General features: G+C 62.0%; 16 protein-coding genes. 15 read left to right on the top strand and 1 reads right to left on the bottom strand.

Translation table 11 applies throughout. The features are described 5' to 3' along the window. The first annotated feature begins 28 nt into the window (after positions 1-28). From M8R19_RS21700 to M8R19_RS21765, 14 genes are all read left to right on the top strand, one after another. A complete protein-coding gene (locus M8R19_RS21700; protein ID WP_249918866.1) occupies positions 29-2,185 on the top strand; it encodes a 3-hydroxyacyl-CoA dehydrogenase NAD-binding domain-containing protein in 2,157 nt (718 codons plus the stop codon). A gap of 139 nt (positions 2,186-2,324) precedes the next feature. Beyond that, positions 2,325-4,349, top strand: a complete 2,025-nt coding sequence (locus M8R19_RS21705; RefSeq protein WP_249918867.1) for an acetoacetate--CoA ligase — start codon at positions 2,325-2,327, stop codon at positions 4,347-4,349. Next, entirely contained in the window at positions 4,346-5,065 is a 720-nt protein-coding gene (locus M8R19_RS21710) for a glutathione S-transferase family protein (RefSeq protein ID WP_249918868.1), read from the top strand. Before M8R19_RS21705 ends, M8R19_RS21710 begins: the two co-directional genes overlap by 4 nt. A gap of 2 nt (positions 5,066-5,067) precedes the next feature. Then, on the top strand, positions 5,068-6,507 hold the full coding sequence (locus M8R19_RS21715; protein ID WP_249918869.1) for a coniferyl aldehyde dehydrogenase: 1,440 nt from the start codon (positions 5,068-5,070) through the stop codon (positions 6,505-6,507). 46 nt (positions 6,508-6,553) lie between these two features. After that, positions 6,554-7,165 (top strand): nuclear transport factor 2 family protein, encoded by a 612-nt coding sequence (locus tag M8R19_RS21720; protein WP_249918870.1) that lies wholly within the window; start codon positions 6,554-6,556, stop codon positions 7,163-7,165. Between the two features lie 370 nt (positions 7,166-7,535). Continuing rightward, positions 7,536-9,041: an acetyl-CoA carboxylase biotin carboxylase subunit gene (locus M8R19_RS21725; protein WP_249918871.1), complete on the top strand. Its 1,506-nt coding sequence runs from the start codon at positions 7,536-7,538 to the stop codon at positions 9,039-9,041. Positions 9,042-9,043: 2 nt separating this feature from the next. Next, a complete protein-coding gene (locus M8R19_RS33315; RefSeq protein WP_249918872.1) occupies positions 9,044-9,562 on the top strand; it encodes an acyl-CoA carboxylase biotin carboxyl carrier protein subunit in 519 nt (172 codons plus the stop codon). Beyond that, entirely contained in the window at positions 9,559-11,166 is a 1,608-nt protein-coding gene (locus M8R19_RS21735) for an acyl-CoA carboxylase subunit beta (protein WP_249918873.1), read from the top strand. Before M8R19_RS33315 ends, M8R19_RS21735 begins: the two co-directional genes overlap by 4 nt. 13 nt (positions 11,167-11,179) lie before the next feature. Continuing rightward, positions 11,180-12,286, top strand: a complete 1,107-nt coding sequence (locus M8R19_RS21740; RefSeq protein WP_502942937.1) for a CaiB/BaiF CoA transferase family protein — start codon at positions 11,180-11,182, stop codon at positions 12,284-12,286. A gap of 108 nt (positions 12,287-12,394) precedes the next feature. Then, entirely contained in the window at positions 12,395-12,859 is a 465-nt protein-coding gene (locus M8R19_RS21745) for a MaoC family dehydratase (protein WP_249918875.1), read from the top strand. Between the two features lie 161 nt (positions 12,860-13,020). Beyond that, positions 13,021-14,898, top strand: coding sequence for a DUF1302 domain-containing protein (locus M8R19_RS21750; protein WP_349654712.1), 1,878 nt, complete (start codon positions 13,021-13,023; stop codon positions 14,896-14,898). A 60-nt stretch (positions 14,899-14,958) separates the two neighbouring features. Continuing rightward, positions 14,959-16,284 carry a DUF1329 domain-containing protein gene (locus M8R19_RS21755; protein WP_249918877.1) on the top strand — a complete coding sequence of 442 codons (1,326 nt, stop codon included), beginning with the start codon at positions 14,959-14,961 and terminating at the stop codon, positions 16,282-16,284. 113 nt (positions 16,285-16,397) lie between these two features. Then, complete coding sequence (locus M8R19_RS21760) at positions 16,398-17,354, top strand: WD40/YVTN/BNR-like repeat-containing protein (protein WP_249918878.1); 957 nt, start codon at positions 16,398-16,400, stop codon at positions 17,352-17,354. 16 nt (positions 17,355-17,370) lie between these two features. Beyond that, positions 17,371-19,773, top strand: a complete 2,403-nt coding sequence (locus M8R19_RS21765) for an efflux RND transporter permease subunit (protein WP_249918879.1) — start codon at positions 17,371-17,373, stop codon at positions 19,771-19,773. Positions 19,774-19,844: 71 nt separating this feature from the next. On the opposite strand, the gene M8R19_RS21770 is transcribed toward M8R19_RS21765, so the two are convergent. Continuing rightward, positions 19,845-20,417: a MarR family winged helix-turn-helix transcriptional regulator gene (locus M8R19_RS21770; RefSeq protein ID WP_249918880.1), complete on the bottom strand. Its 573-nt coding sequence runs from the start codon at positions 20,415-20,417 to the stop codon at positions 19,845-19,847. A gap of 185 nt (positions 20,418-20,602) precedes the next feature. On the opposite strand from M8R19_RS21770, the gene M8R19_RS21775 reads away from it, so the two are divergent. Further along, the gene (locus tag M8R19_RS21775) at positions 20,603-21,187 is read left to right on the top strand and encodes an NADPH-dependent FMN reductase (protein WP_249918881.1); all 585 of its coding nucleotides are present in this window, start codon (positions 20,603-20,605) and stop codon (positions 21,185-21,187) included. Positions 21,188-21,195: the final 8 nt, after the last annotated feature.

Here is a 21,195-nt window from a genome sequence, read left to right on the forward strand (position 1 = left end):
GCCCCCCTTTGCTATGGACCTACATCCCATGACGACACTGAATCTTGAAATCGACGAGCAGGGTATCGCGCTGATCACCATCGACGTCCCCGGACGTCCGATGAACGTATTTACCGATGAGTTCTCCGCCGATCTGACGGCTGCCGTGGAGCGTATCCTCGGAGACGCCGCGATCAAGGGCGCGATCTTCACTTCCGGGAAGGCTGGCTCGTTCATTGCGGGGGCCGACCTCAAGGATCTGGTCGGTGCATTCGAGCGCGGTATCGACGCTACGCAGGGCGAGGAATTCTCGGCAAAGCTGTCGGGGCTGCTGCGGCGTCTGGAGAGCGGCGGCAAGCCGGTGGCAGCGGCGCTCAACGGCCTGGCGCTGGGCGGAGGCCTGGAACTGGCGCTGGCCTGTCATTATCGCGTTCTGGCCGACGACCCCAAAGCGGTGGTTGGTCTGCCGGAAGTCAACGTCGGGCTGCTGCCCGGAGCTGGTGGAACCCAGCGCCTGCCACGCTTGATCGGCATCGCTGCGGCTCTGCCGATTCTGCTGCAGGGACGGCCGCTGAAGCCAGCCGAGGCACTCAAGGTCGGCATAGTGCACGAGCTGGCAGCGGTCGACCAGGTCGTCGAGCGTGCCCGCCAATGGCTCCTAGGGGCGCCAGGCGCCAGTCAGCCCTGGGATCGCAAGGGGTTCGGCGTACCAGGCGGAGCCGGCCCGCTGGCCGCCCATGCCGGGCAAAGTTTCTCCTTCGGTACCGCACAGATTTCCGCCACGAGCCAGGGCAACTATCCGGCGCCACTGGCGATCCTCTCGGCGGTCTACGAAGGCACCCAGGTGGGAATGGACGTTGGCCTGCGTATCGAGTCCAAGTATTTCGGCAAGCTGCTGTCCGGTGCGGTGGCGCGCAACCTGATCCGTACGCTGTTCGTCAACAAGAATGCCGCCGACAAGCTGGCGGCCCGTCCACAGGGCTTCGCCAAGCGCAAGGTGCGCAAACTCGGGGTGCTTGGCGCAGGCATGATGGGCGCGGGCATCGCCAGTGTCGCGGCGGCAGCCGGCATCGAGGTGGTGCTGATCGATGCTACGCGGGAGCAGGCCGAGCGTGGCAAGGCGGGGATCGCTTCGCTGCTGGCCAAAGACGTGCAGAAGGGCAAAAACACTCAGGAAAAAGTCGATGGGCTGCTGGCGAGGGTGCATGCCACCGACGACTATGCGGCGCTGGATGGCGCCGATCTGGTCGTCGAGGCGGTCTTCGAGGATCGGGCGATCAAGGCCGATGTGACAGCCAGGGCTGAGGAGCGCATGGCGACTGAGGGCATTTTCGCCTCCAACACCTCGACCCTACCGATCACCAGCCTGGCCGGGTCTTCACGGCGGCCGGAGCAGTTCATCGGCCTGCACTTCTTCTCGCCAGTGGAAAAGATGCCGCTGGTCGAAGTCATCGTCGGTGAGCGCACCAGCGAAGAGACCATCGCGGGTGCCTTGGATTTCATCGAGCAACTGCGCAAGACGCCGATCCTGGTGCACGATTCGCCTGGCTTCTTCACCAGTCGGGTCATCATGAATTTCCTCCACGAAGGCATGCGCATGCTGCTCGACGGTGTCGCCCCGGCGCTGGTGGAAAACGCCGCACGCCAGGCGGGCTTCCCGGCTGGCCCGCTGGCAGTAGCGGATGAAGTATCGATGTCGTTGATGCTGGGCATTCTGCGCAACCAGGATCTCGACGAACTGCCCGAGCGCTATCGGTTGCGGGTCGGCCGACCGGTGCTCGAACGCATGACCGACACGCTCAAGCGCCCTGGCCGCCGTGGCGGTGGCGGCTTCTACGGATACCCCGCGCAGGGCGCCAAGTATCTGTGGCCAGGGTTGGCCGAACACTTCCCGGTGGATGCGCAGCAGCCGTCGCTTGAGGTGCTCAAGCGACGCTTCCTGACCATCATGGCCCTGGAGTCCGCACGTTGCCACGAAGAGGGCGTTGTGCCCCGCGCCGCCGATGCCGATATCGGCTCGATCCTCGGTATCGGCTACCCCTCCTGGACCGGCGGAGTACTGTCCTACATCGATACTCTGGGCAGTGCGGAGTTCGTCAGGCAATGCCAGGAACTGGCGGATGAATGGGGGCCGCGTTTCGAACCCTCGCCCTGGTTGATCGAGTTCGCCGAGGGGGGGGGACGCTTCCACGGCGCAGCGAGCTGAACGAAGGTCGGCCACATGATAGTGGCCGACCGGCCGATAACGATCAGCGGGCGCAGGGACGCGCCGAATAGGCGGGGAGTTCCGGCATTGACCGGACAGCCCCGGAGCATAACAACAATAATCAGGAGCCATGCCGTCCATGAGTATTGCAAACGAGCCTCCTCTGCCGATCTGGCGCCCGGACGCGGAGCGCTGTGCCCGGGCGCGCATTGGCCACTATCAGCGCTGGGTGGAGATGCGCCAGGGGTGCACCTTCGACGACTACCAGGCACTGTGGGAATGGTCGACCAGCGATATCGAGGCGTTCTGGCGCAGTATCTGGGATTACTTCGAGATCCATTCGCCCGATGAACCGAGCGTCACGTTGGCGGAGCGGTGCATGCCGGGGGCGCAGTGGTTCCCAGGCACCCGGGTCAACTATGCCCGCCAGGTGTTCCACCAGGCCCGAGGCGAACAGCCTGCGCTGATAGTCGGCGACGAAGGTGGCGCATTGCGTACCCTGAGCTGGCGCGAGCTGGAGCGCCAGGTCGCTTCCCTGGCCTCGGCGTTGCGACGTTGCGGCGTGAGGCCAGGCGACCGGGTCGGTGCCTGGCTGCCCAACCGCGAGGAGTGTGTGGTCGCCTTCCTCGCCTGCGCCAGCATCGGTGCGATCTGGTCGTTGTGTTCGCCAGACATGGGGGCGGCCAGCGTGCTCGACCGTTTCCGTCAGATCGAGCCCAAGGTGCTGATTGCTTGCGACGGCTACCGCTATGGTGGCAGGTGCTACCCACGTCAGGATGTACTGGTCGAATTGGTGACTGGCCTGCCGAGTCTGGAATGGGTCGTGAAGGTTTCGTTGCTGGGAGACGTGGATGCCGACCCGCCGGCGATTCTGCAGGCGGCGCTACCCTGGGCCGAGCTGGTGGCGGATGAGGTGGAGCTGGAGACGGTCTGGCTGCCGTTCGAGCATCCGTTGTGGATCGTCTATTCATCGGGCACCACCGGGGTGCCCAAGCCCATCGTGCACGGCCACGGCGGTATCCTTCTGGCGATGACGGCGATGCTGGCCCTGCACAACGACCTTGGCCCCGATGATCGCTACCACTGGTATTCCAGCACCAGCTGGATCATGTGGAATTGCCAGGTCAGCGGCCTGCTGGTCGGCAGCACCCTGTGCCTGTACGACGGCAACCCGGGCACCCCGGACATGGGGGCATTGTGGCGTTTCGCCGGGCAGGCCGGGGTGACCTTCTTCGGTGCCGGTGCGGCCTACTATGCTGCCTGCCTGAAGGCCGCCATCGAGCCGCGCGAGCAGGCCGACTTGTCGGCGCTGCGTGCGATCGGCTCGACCGGTTCGCCGCTATCCCCGGAGTGCTATCAGTGGATCTATGACCATGTCGGCGCCGACCTGTGGCTGACGCCGATGTCCGGTGGCACCGACTTGGCCGGGCCATTCATCGCGGGCAACCCGACCATGCCGGTGTACCTTGGGGAAATGCAGTGCCGGGTATTGGGGGCTGCGGTACAGGCTTTCGACGACAACGCGCAGGCATTGATCGACGAGGTCGGTGAACTGGTCTGTACCCAGCCGATGCCATCGATGCCTCTGTACTTCTGGAACGACCCCGGCGATCAGCGTTACCTGGACAGTTATTTCGATACCTGGCCCGGTACCTGGCGCCATGGCGACTGGGTGCGTATCACCCCGCGCGGCGGTGCGGTGATCTATGGTCGCTCGGACGCCACGATCAACCGTCATGGAATCCGCATGGGAACCGCCGAGCTGTACAGGGCCGTGGAGGTTCTGCCGGAGGTGCTCGACTGCCTTGTGGTGGATCTGGAGTACCTGGGCAAGCCTTCCTACATGCCATTGTTCATCGTGTTGAAGGCGGGTGTGGTTCTGGACGATGGACTGCGTCAGCGCATCAACGATTGCATCCGTCATGCCCTGACCGCACGCCATGTGCCCAACGATATCTTTGCGGTGTTGGATATACCCAAGACGCTGTCCGGCAAGCGTCTCGAACTGCCGGTGAAGAAGCTGCTGCTGGGGCAGTCGCTTGACAGCGCTGTCAACCTCGGCAGCGTGGCGAACCCGGAGAGCCTCTCCTGGTTCATCCGCTTTGCTACCGATTATCTGGCGCGCCAGGCGCCATCCACCCATGGACAGGAGCAGGGCGCATGAGCGACGACAAGGCCATATTGATCCAGATGGGTATCTCGCCGTTCTGTGACAAGGTTCGTCGCGTGCTGCACTACAAGGGCATTGCGTTCTCCACCCAGGAGGTGCAGGTGGCGCGCCTGGGCGCATTGCGCAAGCTGGTGCCGACCGGCAAGGTACCGATCCTCGACTACGCTGGGCAGCGCCTTTACGACTCCACCGACATCTGTCTGGAACTCGAGCGGCTTCGGCCGCAACCTGCACTATTGCCCGAAAACCCAGCGCTGCGTGCCGAAGTGCTGCTGCTGGAGGATTGGGCAGACGAGTCGCTGTACTTCTTCGAGATGACTATGCGCTTCGTCTGGCCGGATGAGAACCATCACTGGAGCCGCCAACTGACCCGGCACGACAACGCCCTGGTGCGTTTTCTATCACCCTGGCTGGTGCCGCGTCTGACCCGCACCGTCGCTGGTCACCAGGGCACCGGTCGCAAGAGTCGCGAGCAGGTGTTGAGCGACCTGCGACGCCTGTTCGGGGCCCTGCAGGTGCGAATCGAGCGCAATGGCTACTGCGTCGGCGAGCAACTGACTCTGGCCGATATCGCGGTGGCCAGCCAACTGCACTGCATCACCGACGTGGCCGCCGGGCGCGAGCTGTTGGAGCAGTTCCCGCTGCTGGCCGAATGGAAGACGCGCGTCGACGTCGCCACCCGTCCCCATGACTCTGCCGAGGTGTATTGAATATGACAGCCATCGTTTCGATGGACGCCGGCGTTGCCGACGAATTGCGTCAGACTCTGGAACTCCAGCGCCAGGCATTTCTCTCCGAACTGCCGGTGAGCCATATCCAGCGGGTCGACCGCCTCCGGCGATTGATCCGGTTGTTGCAGGAGAACTGCGATGCCCTGTGCGATGCAATGAGCCAGGACTTCGGCCAGCGCTCGCGACATGTATCGCAACTGACCGACATCGTCTACAGCCTACGCAACGCGCGTCACGCTATCCGCCGCCTGAAGCGCTGGAGCCGGCCCAGCCGGCGTAGCCTGGACTTTCCTCTGCGGTTGCTCGGTGGTGATGCCTGGGTCGAGTATCAGCCCAAGGGTGTGGTCGGAATCCTTTCGCCCTGGAATTTCCCGGTGTATCTCACCTTGGGTCCGCTGGCCGGGGTACTGGCGGCCGGCAATAGGGCGATGATCAAGCCCAGCGAACTGACCCCGGCGACCTCGGCGCTGTTGGCCGAACTGGTAGGAAGGTACTTTGACCGGAGTGAAGTGACGGTGTTCACCGGTGGCATCGAGGTCGGCAGCGCGTTTTCCGCGCTGCCGTTCGATCACTTGGTATTCACTGGCGGCGGCAATGTCGGCCGTCACGTCATGCATGCCGCGGCAGACAATCTGGTGCCGGTGACCCTGGAGCTCGGCGGCAAGTCGCCGGTGGTGGTCAGCGCTTCGGCGGATATCGAGCGGGCCGCCGAGCGTATCGTCCTCGGCAAGTTGCTCAATGCCGGACAGATCTGCCTGGCGCCGGACTATGTCCTGGTGCAGCGGGGCGTCGAGGAAAGCCTGGTACGGGCGCTGCTGGACAAGGCGGCGACAATCTTCCCGCGTTACGCTGGCAATCCCGACTACACCGCGATCATCGACGCTCGCCACTTCGCGCGCCTGCAGGGCTACCTGGACGATGCCGCCGAGCGAGGCGCAGAAGTGCTGCGTGCTGTCGGCGTGGAGGGTGGCGAAGCGTCACGCATCCTGCCCTTCCACCTGGTGCGCAACCCGCCGGTGGACAGCGCAATCATGCGTAACGAGATCTTCGGGCCACTGCTCCCGGTGCTTGGCTACGACACTCTGGACGATGCCATCGCCTTCATCAACCGTCGCGATCGACCGCTCGGCCTGTACTACTTCGGCGAGGAGGCGATAGAAGAGCGTCGCCTGCTGGAGCGCACCATAGCCGGTGGGGTGACCCTCAACGACGTGGTGTTCCACGTCATGCAGGAGGAGTTGCCGCTCGGGGGTGTTGGAGCTTCCGGCATCGGTCGCTACCACGGCCACGAGGGCTTCCTCGAGTTCAGTCACGCCAAGGCGGTGTACCGCCAGCCCAGGTTCGACATCGCAGGTCTGCTCGGTGCCAAGCCGCCCTACGGTGCCAGGCTCGAGCGCTATATCCGCAAAGAATTGAAGTGAACCTGATCGCCTGCGGGCGATCGCCATCCCCAGAGGAGATATGACGATGAGTCAGATGGAAAATAAGAAAGGCTTCAAGGGTACAGGCCGGATGAGTGTCGAGACGGCCAAGGACTGGATACACACCTTCTTCTTCGAGGGGGCGGACGTGATCATCGACTACTACGCCGATGACTTCGTGTTCGAGGATCTGACCTTCTTCCAGACCATCGACAACAAGGAGGATCTCTACCGCGCCTTTGTCCAGTTCAGCAACCCGCAGGCCGCGGAGGGTACCAGCGGTACCCACGATTTCGACATCATTCGCTACGACGGCGGCCTCGCCGGCGAACACCGCGCGGTCATGCTGCCCAAGCCGGACCGTTGGACCCAGGAGGAGTGGGATCAATGGGCAGCCGAGGCGAGCCTGGGTGGCCATCGCAAGGATTACGACGAATGGGCCAACATCACCTGGATCTGGCGCGCCACCCACACGGTAGACGAGTTCTGCGGGCTCACCGGGGTGAAGGGCAAGACCACCTACGTGCGTGGGCAGACCTTCCATCTCTATAAGGACCGGCAGATCGTGCGCGAGTATACCCAATGGAACTTCCGCGAAGTGGCGGTGCAGGTCGGTGCCTACCCGATGCCGGAGAAGTTCTGGCTGGCTGACAAGTAGTAAGCAAACTGACAGACGGGCCATGGTTGGACGGGAAGCCGTATTTTCCGTCCGGCCATGGCCCGTTGTCTTTCAAGGAGGGGCCTACAGACCCCCTTGTTCTTTGCTGAGCAGCGATTACCGGCGGCGGCAGGAGGATGTCGTTGTGCCGGGAAAAGAAGTTAGGCTTATTCGATAAAGTATGCTTGCATAATGTATTTTCATGAAACAGAATCGTCATGCCTGGGAGCGCCTCCATGCTGCCCGGGGCAGCAACTGCGAATAACAAAGAACAATCAAGTTGTCCGGCACTCGCGCAGCACCACTGTGTTGCGGTACTTCACCGCTACCGGTTGGGGCGTGTGATCGCCGATATCACCAGGAAAACTCTATGAGCCGGATATTGCCCGATATATCTCACTGGCCCTTTCATACCGTACTGGTTGCCAACCGTGGCGAGATTGCCGTACGTGTTTTGCGCAGTGTGAAGAAGCTGGGCCTGAGAGGGGTTGTCGTCTATCACGCGGCGGACCGCAACACCCTGGCCCTGCAGGTGGCCGATCAGGCGCTGGAGATCACCGGTGTCACACCGGTGGCGGCCTATCTCGATGGCGAGCAGATCCTCGCCGCCGCACGCGCCAGCGGTGCCGGCGCGATCCATCCGGGGTATGGCTTTCTTTCCGAGAATGCCGACTTCGCCCGCGCAGTGGAAGCGGCCGGCCTGTCCTTCATCGGGCCGCGCCCGGAACAGATCGAGCTGATGGGCGACAAGATCCGGGCGCGCAATTTCGTCGAGCGTGAAGGTTTCCCGGTGGCCCCTTCAGCGATCGAGGATGACGACCCGGCGACGTTCAACGAACGTGCCCGCGCCGTCGGTACGCCGCTGTTGATCAAGCCTTCGGCTGGTGGCGGCGGCAAGGGGATGCGCATTGTCCGCGACTTGTCGGTGCTGGATGCCGAGATCGAGCGCGCTCGCAGCGAAGGCCTGCGCTATTTCGGCGATGGTCGCCTGTACGTCGAGCGCTACATCGAGAACCCGCGGCATATCGAGGTTCAGGTACTGGGTGACGGCCAGGGCGGCGTAGTGCACGTGTTCGAGCGCGAATGTTCAGTGCAGCGGCGCTTCCAGAAGATTGTCGAGGAAACCCCATCGCCGGCCCTCGACGAAGCGCTGCGTCAGCGCATTTGCGAGACGGCCGCTGGGATCGCTCGTGCCAATGGCTACCGCAATGCCGGCACCGTGGAGTTCATTTTCGGCCAGGGCGGCGAATTCTACTTCTTGGAAATGAATACCCGTCTGCAGGTGGAGCACCCGGTGACCGAGGAGATCACGGGCATCGACCTGGTCATCGAACAACTGCGCGTCGCGGCCGGCGAGACGCTGGGCTATGGCCAGGATGCGGTGCGCGCCCAGGGCCATGCCATCGAGCTGCGCATCTATGCCGAGGATCCGCACAGCGGCTACACGCCGACGACCGGACCAATTCTGCGTCTGCAGCCGCCTGAGGGCGAGGGGGTACGTTGGGACAGTGGTGTGTTGCAAGGGGGGGAGGTCACCGCTGCCTTCGACCCGATGATCGCCAAGCTGATCGTCCATGGCCGCGACCGCGATGAGGCCATTGCCCGCGCCGACCAGGCGCTGGCCGACACCATACTGCTCGGCTGCAAGACCAATACCGCCTTTCTGCGACGGCTCATCCATCATCCGGCGTTCATCGCTGGCGACGTACACACCGGCTTCCTGGACGCCAATCCGCAGATCGCCACGGACCCGCCGTTGGCAGAGCGAACGCTGCATGTGTTGCTTGCCGCTGCGGCCCTTAGCACTCGCCCGGTGCGCGATGGCGCCGACGCCGTTCCCGATCTGCACGCCGCCATCGGTGCCTGGAGAAACTGATCATGCAACATGCCTTCCGGCTCGGCGATGCCGAGCACAACCTGGCCCTGTCGCGTTCTGCGACGGCCTACCGTTTGCACCTGGAGGATGGTCGCGAGCTGCCGACCGACCTGCGCACTGCCGCCGATGGACGTACCTGGCTGACCCTGGGTGATCAGCACGTCGAGGTCATCGTTGCGATCCAGGGCGACGAGGTGTTCATCCATTTCGCTGGCGAGGCTCACCGGCTGCGCTATCTGCACCCGCTCGAACGGCTCGCCGCCCAGTCTGCAGGCGGAGCCGACGACATCATTCGCGCCCCCATGCCTGGCAGCATCGTTTCGGTGAACGTGAGTGAAGGCGAGCAGGTGAGCAAGGGGCGAGTGCTGTTGGTGATGGAGAGCATGAAGATGGAAACCACCATCAGCGCCCCGCGCGATGGGGTGGTACAGCGCATCGCCCATGATAAGGGCCAGATTTTCGACCGCGATGCCGTGCTGATCAGCCTGGAGCCGGTCGTTCGCCAGGAGTCGGACACGTGAAAAGAATCGAATCCAGAATCAACACCGGCTCCGCCGAATTCCTCGCCAACGCCGAGCATAACCTGCGCCTGGCACAAGCCTTCCGGGAGAAGCAGCGCGCGGCCAGGGAGGCTCGCCCCGAGCGTGACGTGGAGCGCCTGCGCAAGCAGAACAAGCTGCTGGTGCGTGAGCGTATCCGCCTGCTGCTCGACCCCGGCACGCCGTTCCTCGAGTTCTCCTCGCTGGCCGGTAACGAGGCCTACAACGGCGAGGTGCCCGGCGCTGGTTGCGTGACCGGTATCGGTATCGTCGCCGGGCGCGAGGTGGTGATCAACGCTGGCGATCCCAGCGTCAAGGGCGGTGCCTGGTATCCGCTGACCGTGAAGAAGACGGTGCGCGCCCTGGATATCGCCGTGGAGAACCGCCTGCCGGTGGTTCATCTGTGCGACTCGGCCGGCGGCTTTCTGCCGCTGCAGGCCGAGCTGTTCGCCGACAAGTACTATGCCGGGCGGATTTTCCGCAACCAGTGCCTGCTATCGAAAATGGGCGTACAGCAGGTGGCGGTGGTGCTCGGTCACTGCACCGCAGGCGGTGCCTATGTACCGGCCCTGTCGGACTATAGTGTGATCGTGCGCGGTACCGGCGCGATCTTCCTGGCCGGTCCGCCGCTGGTCAAGGCGGCTACGGGCGAGGAGGTCACGGTCGACGAACTCGGCGGCGCCGACATGCATACCAGCATTTCCGGTACCTCCGACTACCCGGCCTCCAGCGAGGAAGAGGCGATCGCCATTGCCCGGGATATCGTCGGCCAGTTCAAGCGACCGCAGAAGGCCCATGTCGAATGGCAGGAGCCGGAGGAGCCGTTCTATCCGCCCAGCGACCTGTACGGCATCCTGCCGCGCGACATCAAGCAGGGCTTCGACATGCACGAGGTCATTGCCCGTCTGGTCGATGGTTCGCGCTTTCACGAGTACCAGCCCGGCTACGGCAAGACGCTTATCTGCGGTTATGCCCACCTGTGGGGCTACAAGGTCGGCATCCTCGCCAACAACGGCGTGTTGTTCAACGATAGCTCGCTCAAGGGGGCGCACTTCATCGAGCTGTGCAACCAGGCGCGCACGCCGATCATCTTCCTGCAGAACATCACTGGCTTCATGGTCGGGCGTGAGTACGAACGGCGTGGAATCACCAAGGACGGCGCGAAGATGATCATGGCGGTGGCCAACAGCGAGGTGCCCAAGTTCACCGTGATGTGCCACGGCTCGTTCGGTGCCGGTAACTACGGTATGAGCGGACGTGCCTTCGATTCGCGGTTCCTGTTCTCCTGGCCGCAGTCGCAGATTTCGGTGATGGGCTCGGAGCAGGCGGCCAACGTGCTGGCCGACGTCAAGATCCGCCAACTGGCGAAACAGGGGCGCAGCCTGAGCGAGGACGAGATCGCCGCGATCCGCGAGCCGGTCCTGGAAGAGTTCAAGCGCAAGCAGTCGGCCTACTGGTCCACCTCGGAAATCTGGGACGACGGCATCCTCGATCCGGTGGATACCCGCAACGCCCTGGGCATCGCCCTGTCCGCTTCGCTCAGCGCGCCGATCGGCGAGCCGGGCTATGGCGTGTTCCGCATGTAGCCGGGGGGGCGATATGGGACCTTTGCAGGGAATACGTGTAGTGGAGCTGGCCGGCATCGGGCCGGGGCCGTTCTGCGGCATGCTGTTGGCCGACATGGGGGCCGACGTCCTGCGTATCGACCGCCGGGATGGTGCCGACGGTGGGGTGCGCATACCGCCCAGGCTGGATCTGCTCAACCGCAACAAGCGCTCGGTGAGCGTCGACCTCAAGTCGGCCCAGGGGCGTGAGACCGTACTGCGTCTGGTCGAGAAAGCTGACATCCTGATCGAGGGATACCGCCCGGGGGTTACCGAGCGGCTCGGCCTGGGGCCGATCGACTGCCAGGCGCGCAATCCGCGCCTGGTCTATGGCCGGATGACCGGCTGGGGCCAGGACGGGCCGCTGGCGCAGATGGCCGGGCATGACCTCAACTACATCGCTCTGAGCGGTGTGCTGCACGCCATTGGCCCGCAGGGTGGCCCGCCTCAGGTACCCCTGAACCTGATCGGCGACTTCGGTGGTGGAGCCCTGTATCTGGCCCTGGGCGTGCTGGCTGCGACCCTGGAAGCACGCAATTCAGGACGGGGCCAGGTGGTGGATGCGGCGATGGTTGATGGCGTCGCCAGCCTGATGACCCTGTGCCACTCCCTGCGACAGATGGGGCAGTGGAGCCTGGAGCGTGGCGACAATCTGTTCGACGGTGGCGCTCCTTTCTACGCCATCTACGAGACCAGCGATGGTCGCTATGTTTCGGTGGCAGCGGTGGAGCCGCGCTTCTACGCCATTCTGCTGGACAAGCTTGGCCTGTCGGGGGAGGAGTTACCCGGGCAGTACGACCGTGCTGGCTGGCCACGCCTGCGAGAACGGTTGGGGCACGCATTCCGCAGCCGAAGTCGCGATCAGTGGAGCGAATTGTTCGGTACGGCCGACGCCTGTTTCGCTCCGGTACTCGATCTCGACGAGGCCCGCGAGCATCCGTTGGCGCGTGAGCGTGGCATGTACTGCGAGCGCGATGGCGTGTTTCAGCCGATGCCCGCACCACGCTTCAGCCGGACTCCTGGCGGAGTCCGGCTGTCGCCACCGGAGCCGGGCCAGCATGTGCAGGATGCCTTGCGTGACTGGGGGGTGACTCCCGGCTAAGCGAGGCAAAAGTAGAGGGATTTATTCGTCTATTTGGTATGCTTGCATAATTTATTCATGCGGTACTTGTGGTGATCGAGAGCGCCTTGGGGCGACGAGGAGGTAGCAATGGCGGGACTTTATTTTGACGAGCTGCAAGTGGGGCAGGTGTTCAAACATGACATCCAGCGCACCATCACCGAAAGCGACAATGTGTGGTTCAGCGCTATCACGCACAACCCGGCCAGACTGCACCTGGATGAGGAGTACTGCCGTGAGAATACCGAGTTTGGCCAGCGTCTGGTCAACAGCGCCTTCACCCTGGGGCTGATGGTCGGTATCTCGGTGGGAGACACCACCCTTGGCACTGCGATAGCGAATCTGGGTTGGGATGAAGTGCGCTTTCCCAAGCCGCTTTTCCATGGCGACACCATTCGGGTGGAGACCGAGGTACTGGAGCTGAGGGTGAGCCAATCGAGGCCGAATGCCGGCGTAGTGGTATTCCTTCATCGCGCATACAACCAGCATGGAGAGCTGGTGGCGCACTGCAGGCGCAGTGGGTTGCAGCTCAAGCGCTCCGCCACGAATGCCTGATGGCATAAGGTTTGTATTGAATAAGATATTGTAGTGTACTAAATTGCTGAAAGGGACGGTGCCAGGGCTGCTCCTGATGGATACCTGGTGCCTTAGCCCGGCTCATCGCTCCATCTCTCCGATGGAGGGTGTTTCACAACAAAAACAAGAAGGTGAACATGATGGGATGTACATTCGTCAGGGCGAGATGCCAGGGCTCCTGCATTGCTGCCGCGACCGCCATGCTGGCGTACGGTACAGCAGCGCAAGCGGTCGATTTCCAGTTCGGCGATAGCTGGGAAGGTAGTTGGAACTCCAGCCTCTCTCTGTCTTCCAGTTGGCGTTTGCGCAACGCAGATTCGGCGCTCTATGGGCAAGACAACGGGCCCCTGGTTGGAAAGTACAACGGTACCGGAAACAACGGCACCGACGAGGGTAACCTCAACTATCAGCGCGGCGATGCCTTCTCGACTCAGGTCAAGCTGATCACCGAAGTTGGCGCCAGCAAGGATGATCTTGGCTTCTTCGTGCGTGGCAAGGCGTGGTACGACTACGCCCAGGATAAAGAGGATGTCCATTACGGCAACCAGCCCAACGGTTATCGCAAGGACAGCCTGTCCGATAAGGGCTTCGAGCGCCTGGCCCGCTTCGATGGCACGTATCTGCTCGATGCCTACGTCTACGATACCTTCGACGTCTCGGGTAACCCGTTGCAACTGCGGGTCGGCAACCAGGTGGTCAACTGGGGCGAGAGCCTGTTCATCCAGGGCATCAATCAGATCAACCCGATCGACCTGCCGTCGTTCCGCAAGCCGGGTGTTGAGGTCAAGGAAGTGTTTCTGCCTGTGCCCATTGTGCTAGCCACCCAGAGTCTGGGGGACATCGGTACAGTGGAGGCCTTCTGGCAAGCCAAATGGGAGAACACCCCGATCGAGGGGGCCTGCGGCAACTATTGGGGCGTGGCGGCTGGCTCGATCAGTGCCAGTCCGGGCTCCTGTGATGCCGTGCTGGGCTTCGGCCATCTGGCCGGTATCTCCGGCGGTAATCCGGCCTCCTACGCCGCCGGCGCGTACATTCCGACGCTCAAGGGAGACAAGGCACGTAACAGCGGGCAGTTCGGCCTGTCCTTCCGCCGCTATATCGAAGGTATCGATTCCGAGGTGGGGCTGTACGCGATGAAGATTCACTCGCGTACTCCGGTGGTTTCCGCTGTCTTCGACAAGGCCAATACCAACGGCACCCTGAGCCCGATCAGTGCCAAGTGGGAATATCCGGAAGACGTCAAGGTGTTTGGCGCCAGTATTTCCAGCAACCTCATGGGCTGGTCGGTGTCGGCTGAGCTGGGTCACCATCGTGGCGTTGCGGTGCAGAAGGATGCCAATGACTTCCTGTATTCGGCACTCTTCGCCGGTGGTTTCGGTGCGCCACTCGGGGTTCCTGCCGGCACGCCGTTCGGTCCCTATGGTGATCAGGCCGTTACCGCATGGAACAGCGGCACCTACTACAAAGGCTATACCCGCGCCAACAAGACTCAGTTGCAGTTCAACGCGATCAAGGCCGGTACCAATGTGCTTGCGGCGGATCAGTACGTTTTTGTGGCCGAGGTGGGGGTGCAGTGGAACGATCTGGATCTGTCGGACTATCGCTACGGGCGCGGCTTCATATTCGGGCCGGGTTCCGACAGCTCCTGGGGCGACACCGGCGCCGTGAACCCGGTTCTGGGCGGGCCTCTGAACATCTCCAAGGAAGGGCGCAAGGATGACGGCTATTTCACGCGTTCCGCCTGGGGCTATCGACTGCGTGGGGAACTGACCTACAACAACGTCCTCAACACGGGGGTCAGTTTCACCCCAAGCTTGTTCTTCTCCCACGACGTGCGCGGTTGGTCGATCGATAACCAGTTCGCCCAGGATCGTATGGCTCTGGGTCTGGGCGCCAAATTCAACTACGCGAAGAAATACACGCTGGATCTGGGGATTACCGAGTTCAATCGCAATGCCGACTACGACCCGTTGCGCGACCGTGGTTTCTATTCGGCCGCCCTCACCATGAGTTTCTGACGAATACCTTGCGATGCGGGCTTTGCGGACGCATCACCGATGATTGAGGAGATTAGAACAATGTCAATGACTCTATCTCGAGCCTTGAAACTTGCGCTGCTCGGAATGTTGGTTGGCGCGTTACAGCTGCCGGTACAAGCCGAGGAACTCACCCCCAACGGCGCAACCAAGGCCGGCAATGACGATGGCTCGATCCCGGCCTGGGACGGCGGTCTGACGGCTCCGCCGGCGGGGTGGCGGCCTGAGCAAGGCTATGTCGATCCCTTCAAGGACGAACATCCGCTGGTGGTGATCAATGCGGGAAATGCCGAGCAGTACAAGGACAAGCTGACTCCCGGCCAGCTCGCCATGATGCAGAAGTATCCGAGCTTCCATGTGTCGGTCTATCCCACTCACCGTACCTTCGCCAACCCACAAGCGATCTATGACGCGACCCGGGAGAAGTCCGGCAGCGCGCGTATCAATGGTTACAAGCTGGAGAACTTCGGCTTGCCCGGAACTCCCTTCCCAGTACCGAAGACCGGTGTCGAGGAGATCTATAACCACCTGATGCAATACTACGGTGGCTACAAGGCCTGCACCGACTGGTTGCCGGTACGGGCCAACGGTTCCTTCTATCGCACCGGCTTCTGCCAGCACCGGGTCCAAGGTACGAACATGAACCCGCCCAGGCCGGACAACCTGTATTCGCTGATAGCCAATTACGACCGCCCCTCCAGCCTGGTCGGTACCATCTACCTGGTGCTCGATCCTGTCGACAAGTCGTTCGAGGGGCGTCAGGCCTGGATCTATAACGCCGGGCAGCGTCGTGTGCGGCGGGCACCGGATTTGGCCTACGACGGCATCGAGGACGGTTCTGAAGGGATGCGCACCATCGACAGCTTCTTTGGCTTCCAGGGAGCCATCGACCGCTTCGACTGGAAGCTGCTGGGCAAGCAGGAAAAGTACATTCCCTACAACGTCTACAAGCTGATGGACCCCACGTTGAAATATGACGAGATGCTCGACAAGGGGTTCGTCAAGTCCGACCTGGTGCGCAACGAGCTGCACCGCGTATGGGTAGTGGAGGCGACCCTCAAGGAGGGGGCCTCCCACATTTACTCCAAACGACGCTTCTATATCGACGAGGACAGTCACCTCATCGTGCTCTCGGAGGCTTATGACAGCCGGGGCAACCTCTGGCGTGCCCAGTTCTTCCCTCTGTTCCAGGCCTACGATGCGCAAGTGATGTTCCAGACCACGATGATCGAGTCTGACCTGAGCAACGGTAACTTCATCGTCACCTCCATCGGCAACGAGCGTAAACAGCCGGTCTACCAGTGGAACCAGACTGGCAATGCTGCCGACTTCGGCGTCGACGCCATCCGCCGGCGCGGTACGCGTTGATCTACGGGGTGGTCAATGCCGCCGACATCAGTCGAGCTTGACGGACTCTTTCCTTTGGCCAGGCGCGTGACGGCGTGGCCAATCATCAGCCCGACCTCAGGATATCCATGGTCATGAAAGTTCTGATTGCAAGTCTGTCTCTACTGACCTGCCTGATGCTATCAACCGTACTCCCCGAGGCGGCGGCCAGTGAAGTGGCAACTGTCAGGGTGCGGGCGGATCGAACCGCCCTGATGGAGGTGAAACAGGTTGGCGACGCGTTGATCGCCGTGGGGGAGGAGGGTGTGGTTATGCGCTCGCGGGATCAGGGGCGCACCTGGGAATACCTGCGCACCCCGACCGACCGCACCCTGACTTCCCTGGCCGTGCTCGGCGGCCAGACCTTGCTTGCCGCGGGGCATGGCGGAGTGATGCTGCGTAGCGATGACGGTGGTGATAGTTGGCAGCGCATTGCCGTCGATGGGGCTGGCAGCGATTCATTTCTCGGCCTGACCGTCCTGCGCGACGGTCGGGTTCTTGCCTACGGCGCTTACGGCCTGTACTGCGTCTCTGAGGATGGTGGCAAGAGCTGGCGGCGTCAGTCTGCTTTCTCGGAAGATTTCGATTGGCACATCTCTGAGGTGATAGAGAGTGGGGGGGCACTTTACCTGGTGGGTGAGGCCGGTACCGCCGGCATTTCCCGTGACGGTGGTGTCCATTGGGACAAGCTGCAGTTCCCCTATAAAGGCTCGCTCTTCGGTATCAAGGCGCTGCCCAGTGGCGAGCTGCTGGCATTCGGTATGCGGGGCAACCTGTTCCGCAGCAGCGATGGCGGGTTGAGCTGGAGCAAGGTCGACCTGGGCAGCAACAGCACCATCAATGGGGGATCGGTGACCCCCGACGGCCGTGTGGTACTGGTTGGCAACAAGGGCCTGATCACCGTCAGCCATGATCGTGGGCAGAGTTTCACCCGGCTCGAGCTACATAGTGCCTCGTCGATCGGCAGCGCGTTGTATGCCGCGGACGGGGTTCTGGTCTATGTCGGATACATGGCCACCGGCCGGATTACCGACGACACCACTACGAATTAGAACATGAGGTGTGCTTGTGAATACTGACGTAGCCGGCAAGAGCGCCGAGTCTTCCTCTGCAGCAAACGATGGGGCTGGCGTCAGTCGTTTCGTCGATCGCTGTGCCCGGCTGATCTTTCTCTGGCGCCTGCCCCTTCTGATCATGGGGGTGATCGTAACCGCATTCTTTGCCTGGTCGGCGACTCGGCTGCAACTTAGTTCGGGTTTCTACAAGATGCTTCCGGCCCATCACGAGTTCATGGATACCTTCTCTCGGTACCGCAACGAGTTCGGTGGCGCGGACAAGATAATGATCGCGATCCAGGTCAAGGACGGTGACATCTTCCAGAAGGACGTTATCGAACTGATCCAGAAGGTCACCGACGAAGTGTTCTATGTGGACGGCGTCGACCGCAACTCTATCACCTCGTTGACAACCACCAACGTGCGCTACAACGAAGTGGTGGAGGAGGGATTCCGCAGCGGGCGACTGGTGCCGGGTGAATTCTTCGGTACCCAGAGCGAGCTGAAGCAGATTCGCGAGAATGTCCTAAAGTCCGACTGGATCGGTCGCATCGTCTCGGACGACATGAGCGCCACCATGGTGGTTGCCAGCCTCAGCCCGACCAAGCCGGGTAGTGGGGAGCCGCTGGATCTGATCGCTGTCGGCAAGCAACTGGAGAAAATTCGCGGCAAGTTCGAGAACGATCGGGTGTCGCTGCATATCATTGGTTTCGCCAAGGCTACCGCCGACATCGCTGGTGGGGCTAGCAGCGTGCTAGTGGGTTTCCTGATAGCTTTCGTGATCACTGCGGTGCTGCTCTACTTTTACTCAGGCTCGCTGATGCTCTCGGCCTGGGCATTGATCGTCGCGCTGTTGCCGGTGATATGGCTACTCGGTTTCCTGCCGATGGTGGGGTTGGGACTGGATCCGATGTCGATCCTGGTGCCATTCTTGATCTTCATCATCGGGGTTTCCCACGCGGTACAGATGACCAAGGCGTGGAAGCTGGAGACCCTGCGTGGTTGTGATGGTGTCCTCGCTTCGCACAACTGCTTCCGCAAGCTGTTCATGCCCGGCATCACTGCGCTGGCCGCCAACGCCCTGGCCTTCGCCACCATCGCCGTGGTTGATATCGAGGTGGTGCGCGAGCTGGCTTTCACCCTGAGCATCGGCGTCACCGGGATGATCTTGACCAATAAGATCCTGCTGCCGATCCTGCTGTCCTACATGCGCTTCTCCTCGAAGGAGACGGCCCGGTTGCAGAGCAAGCAGGACAAGCCTGGGCGAATCTGGGATCACCTGGGCTGGCTGACCACGCCCGTGGGCGCCATCGTGCCGTTGTCGCTCGCTGTCCTGATGCTTGGGCTGGGGTTGTGGAAAGCCCAGGATCTCAAGATTGGCGACATGGGTAAGGGGGTGCCGGAGTTACGCGCCGACTCGCGCTACAACCAGGATGTCACGGTAATCACCGACAAGTTCGCCATAGGCGTCGACCTGTTGCAGGTGATTGCCGAAATCCACAGCGACGAGGAGACGCCCTGCGTCAAACGCGAGATTCAGGAGAAGATCGAGCGCTTCGATTTCCTCATGCGCCAGACCGAGGGGGTGGCGGCGGTGCGCAGTCTGCCCGGCTTCATCAATCAGGTGACCCAGGAGTTTGCCGAGGGGTGGTACAAGTGGCGGATGCTGCCAGAGACCGTCCCACAAATCGCACAGGGCGTGGGCATGTCGACCCGTCTGGGCAACGAGTACCTCAACTCCGGTTGCACCGCGATTCCGATCTCGATCTACACCACCGATCATCAGGCCACTACCATCAGTCACATCATCGATACGATCAAGGCGTTCAAGGCCGAGAATGACAGTGACGAACTGGTGTTCCGATTGGCGTCGGGCAACATCGGCGTGATGGCGGCGACGAACGAAGTGGTCGAACGCTCGGAGTTGCTGCTGCATTTCACCGTGTTCGCTTCTCTGGGCCTGATGTGCCTGATCATGTTCCGTTCCTTGCGCATAACCCTCTGCGTGGTGCTGCCTGCGCTACTGGTGACCTTGCTGTGCAATGCCCTGATGGCGGTCCTGGGCATCGGGGTAAAGGTCAATACCTTGCCTGTCATCGCCATCGCGGTCGGTGTCGGCATCGACTATGGCATCTATCTGTTCGAGCGGGCCAAGCACGAGATGGCCGCCGGGTATGCGCTACGCGAGGCTTTCATCCTGGCGCTGCGCGAGCGTGGTTCGGCATCGCTGTTCACCGCCGTGACCATGTCGCTGTCGGTCGCAACCTGGATGTTCTCGACGCTCAAGTTCCAGGCAGACATGGGGGTTCTGCTGGCCTTCATGTTCGTCGTCAATCTGTTCGGCGCCATCTTGCTCGGACCTGCGCTTGCCGCTTTCCTGATCGGGAGTGGGCGAAAGCCGGCCGTGAAGGAGTGAGCGGTCTGTTCGCTCGCCGGCGCCCGGGTCGGTTTCGACCTGGGCGCCGACGGCGATGTTCATCGGACATCTCAGTCCTGTAGCGCGTCAGGCGGCGTGGAGGCGCGGGCCAAGAAATGGATACCCGCGCGCAGCTCATCCTGTGAAATGTGCGAGAGCTGCTCCGTCAGGAAGTCGATGGAAGCCTCGATCATGTCCTTGACGAAAAGCCTGCCGGCCGGAGTCAGGCATATCACCTTTTCCCGACCCGAGTCGGGATTCTCTTCCTGACGAATCAGTTGCAGGGGCGGCTTGGTCAGCTCTCGCAGCAGCTTGGATACGTTGGAGTTACTCATTTCGAACCAGGCCGCCAGGCTGGTTTCGATTTCCTTGCGACGTACCCAACCTCCCTTCGTGCTCCGGGAGTGGAGCAGCCAAAGGATGGCGGCCTGCTTGCGTGAGATGCGCCCTTGGCACATCACCGTTTCGAGATCCATGCCGAGTCGGTAGTGGATGGGATAGAAGAAAACCAGCAATTGCTCCACGAGCGCCCGGGGCGGCAGTGGAGTGCAAGAGTTGGCGGTGGTGTCTTCCTGGATTTTCATCGTGATTTCCATGCTGGTGGCGTCCGGATCGAGCGGCTGCTGCTCCCGCGTGAGCTTCATATCCTACCAAAATAATAATGTTCATTTGGTAAACTGTTTACTTATTGCATGGTATGTATGGATACATTATTCTGTGTTTAGTTTGGTGGAAAGGAGGCCGCCTCCCGTCGCTTCGAGCGGATCAGGCGTCATGCCCGCAATCCCGGTGGAGCTTTCTGGCAAGACTTCTAAAGGAAGGTACGAACGTGGCAGAACAACAATATTCCCCGTTTATCGTCGGCATCGGCGGCACCACCAGACCGGGTTCCTCCACGGAACAGGCACTCGCCCTGGCTCTGTCCGCGGCCGAGTGCCAGGGCGCGCGGACGCAACTGTTCGGTGGCGAACACCTGGCAGCGTTGCCGCATTACCTGACTCCCGCTGCACAGATATCCATAGAGGGCAAGGCCCTGGTGGAGGCCATACGCGCAGCCGACGGAATCATCATCGCGAGCCCTGGATACCACGGCAGCATCTCTGGCCTGGTGAAGAACGCCATCGATTACATCGAGGACACCTCCAAGGACGAGCGCGCCTATCTGGATGGCCTGCCCGTGGGGCTGATTGTCACCGCCTGGGGTTGGCAGGCCACAGGCTCGACCCTGGGCGCCCTGCGCTCGATCGTCCATGCCTTGCGCGGCTGGCCGACCCCGCTGGGAGCCACCATCAACACCTCGCAGACAGCCTTCGAGGGCGGTAGCTGTTCCGATGCCGGCGCCGCCGGCCAATTGGCCGCGGTCGGGCGCCAAGTTCATGAACAGGCGCTGCTGCGCCTGCATACACACCACTGAGCAATCAT

Source organism: Pseudomonas sp. R3.Fl (assembly GCF_023516765.1).
Classification (GTDB): Bacteria; Pseudomonadota; Gammaproteobacteria; order Pseudomonadales; family Pseudomonadaceae; genus Pseudomonas; species Pseudomonas citronellolis.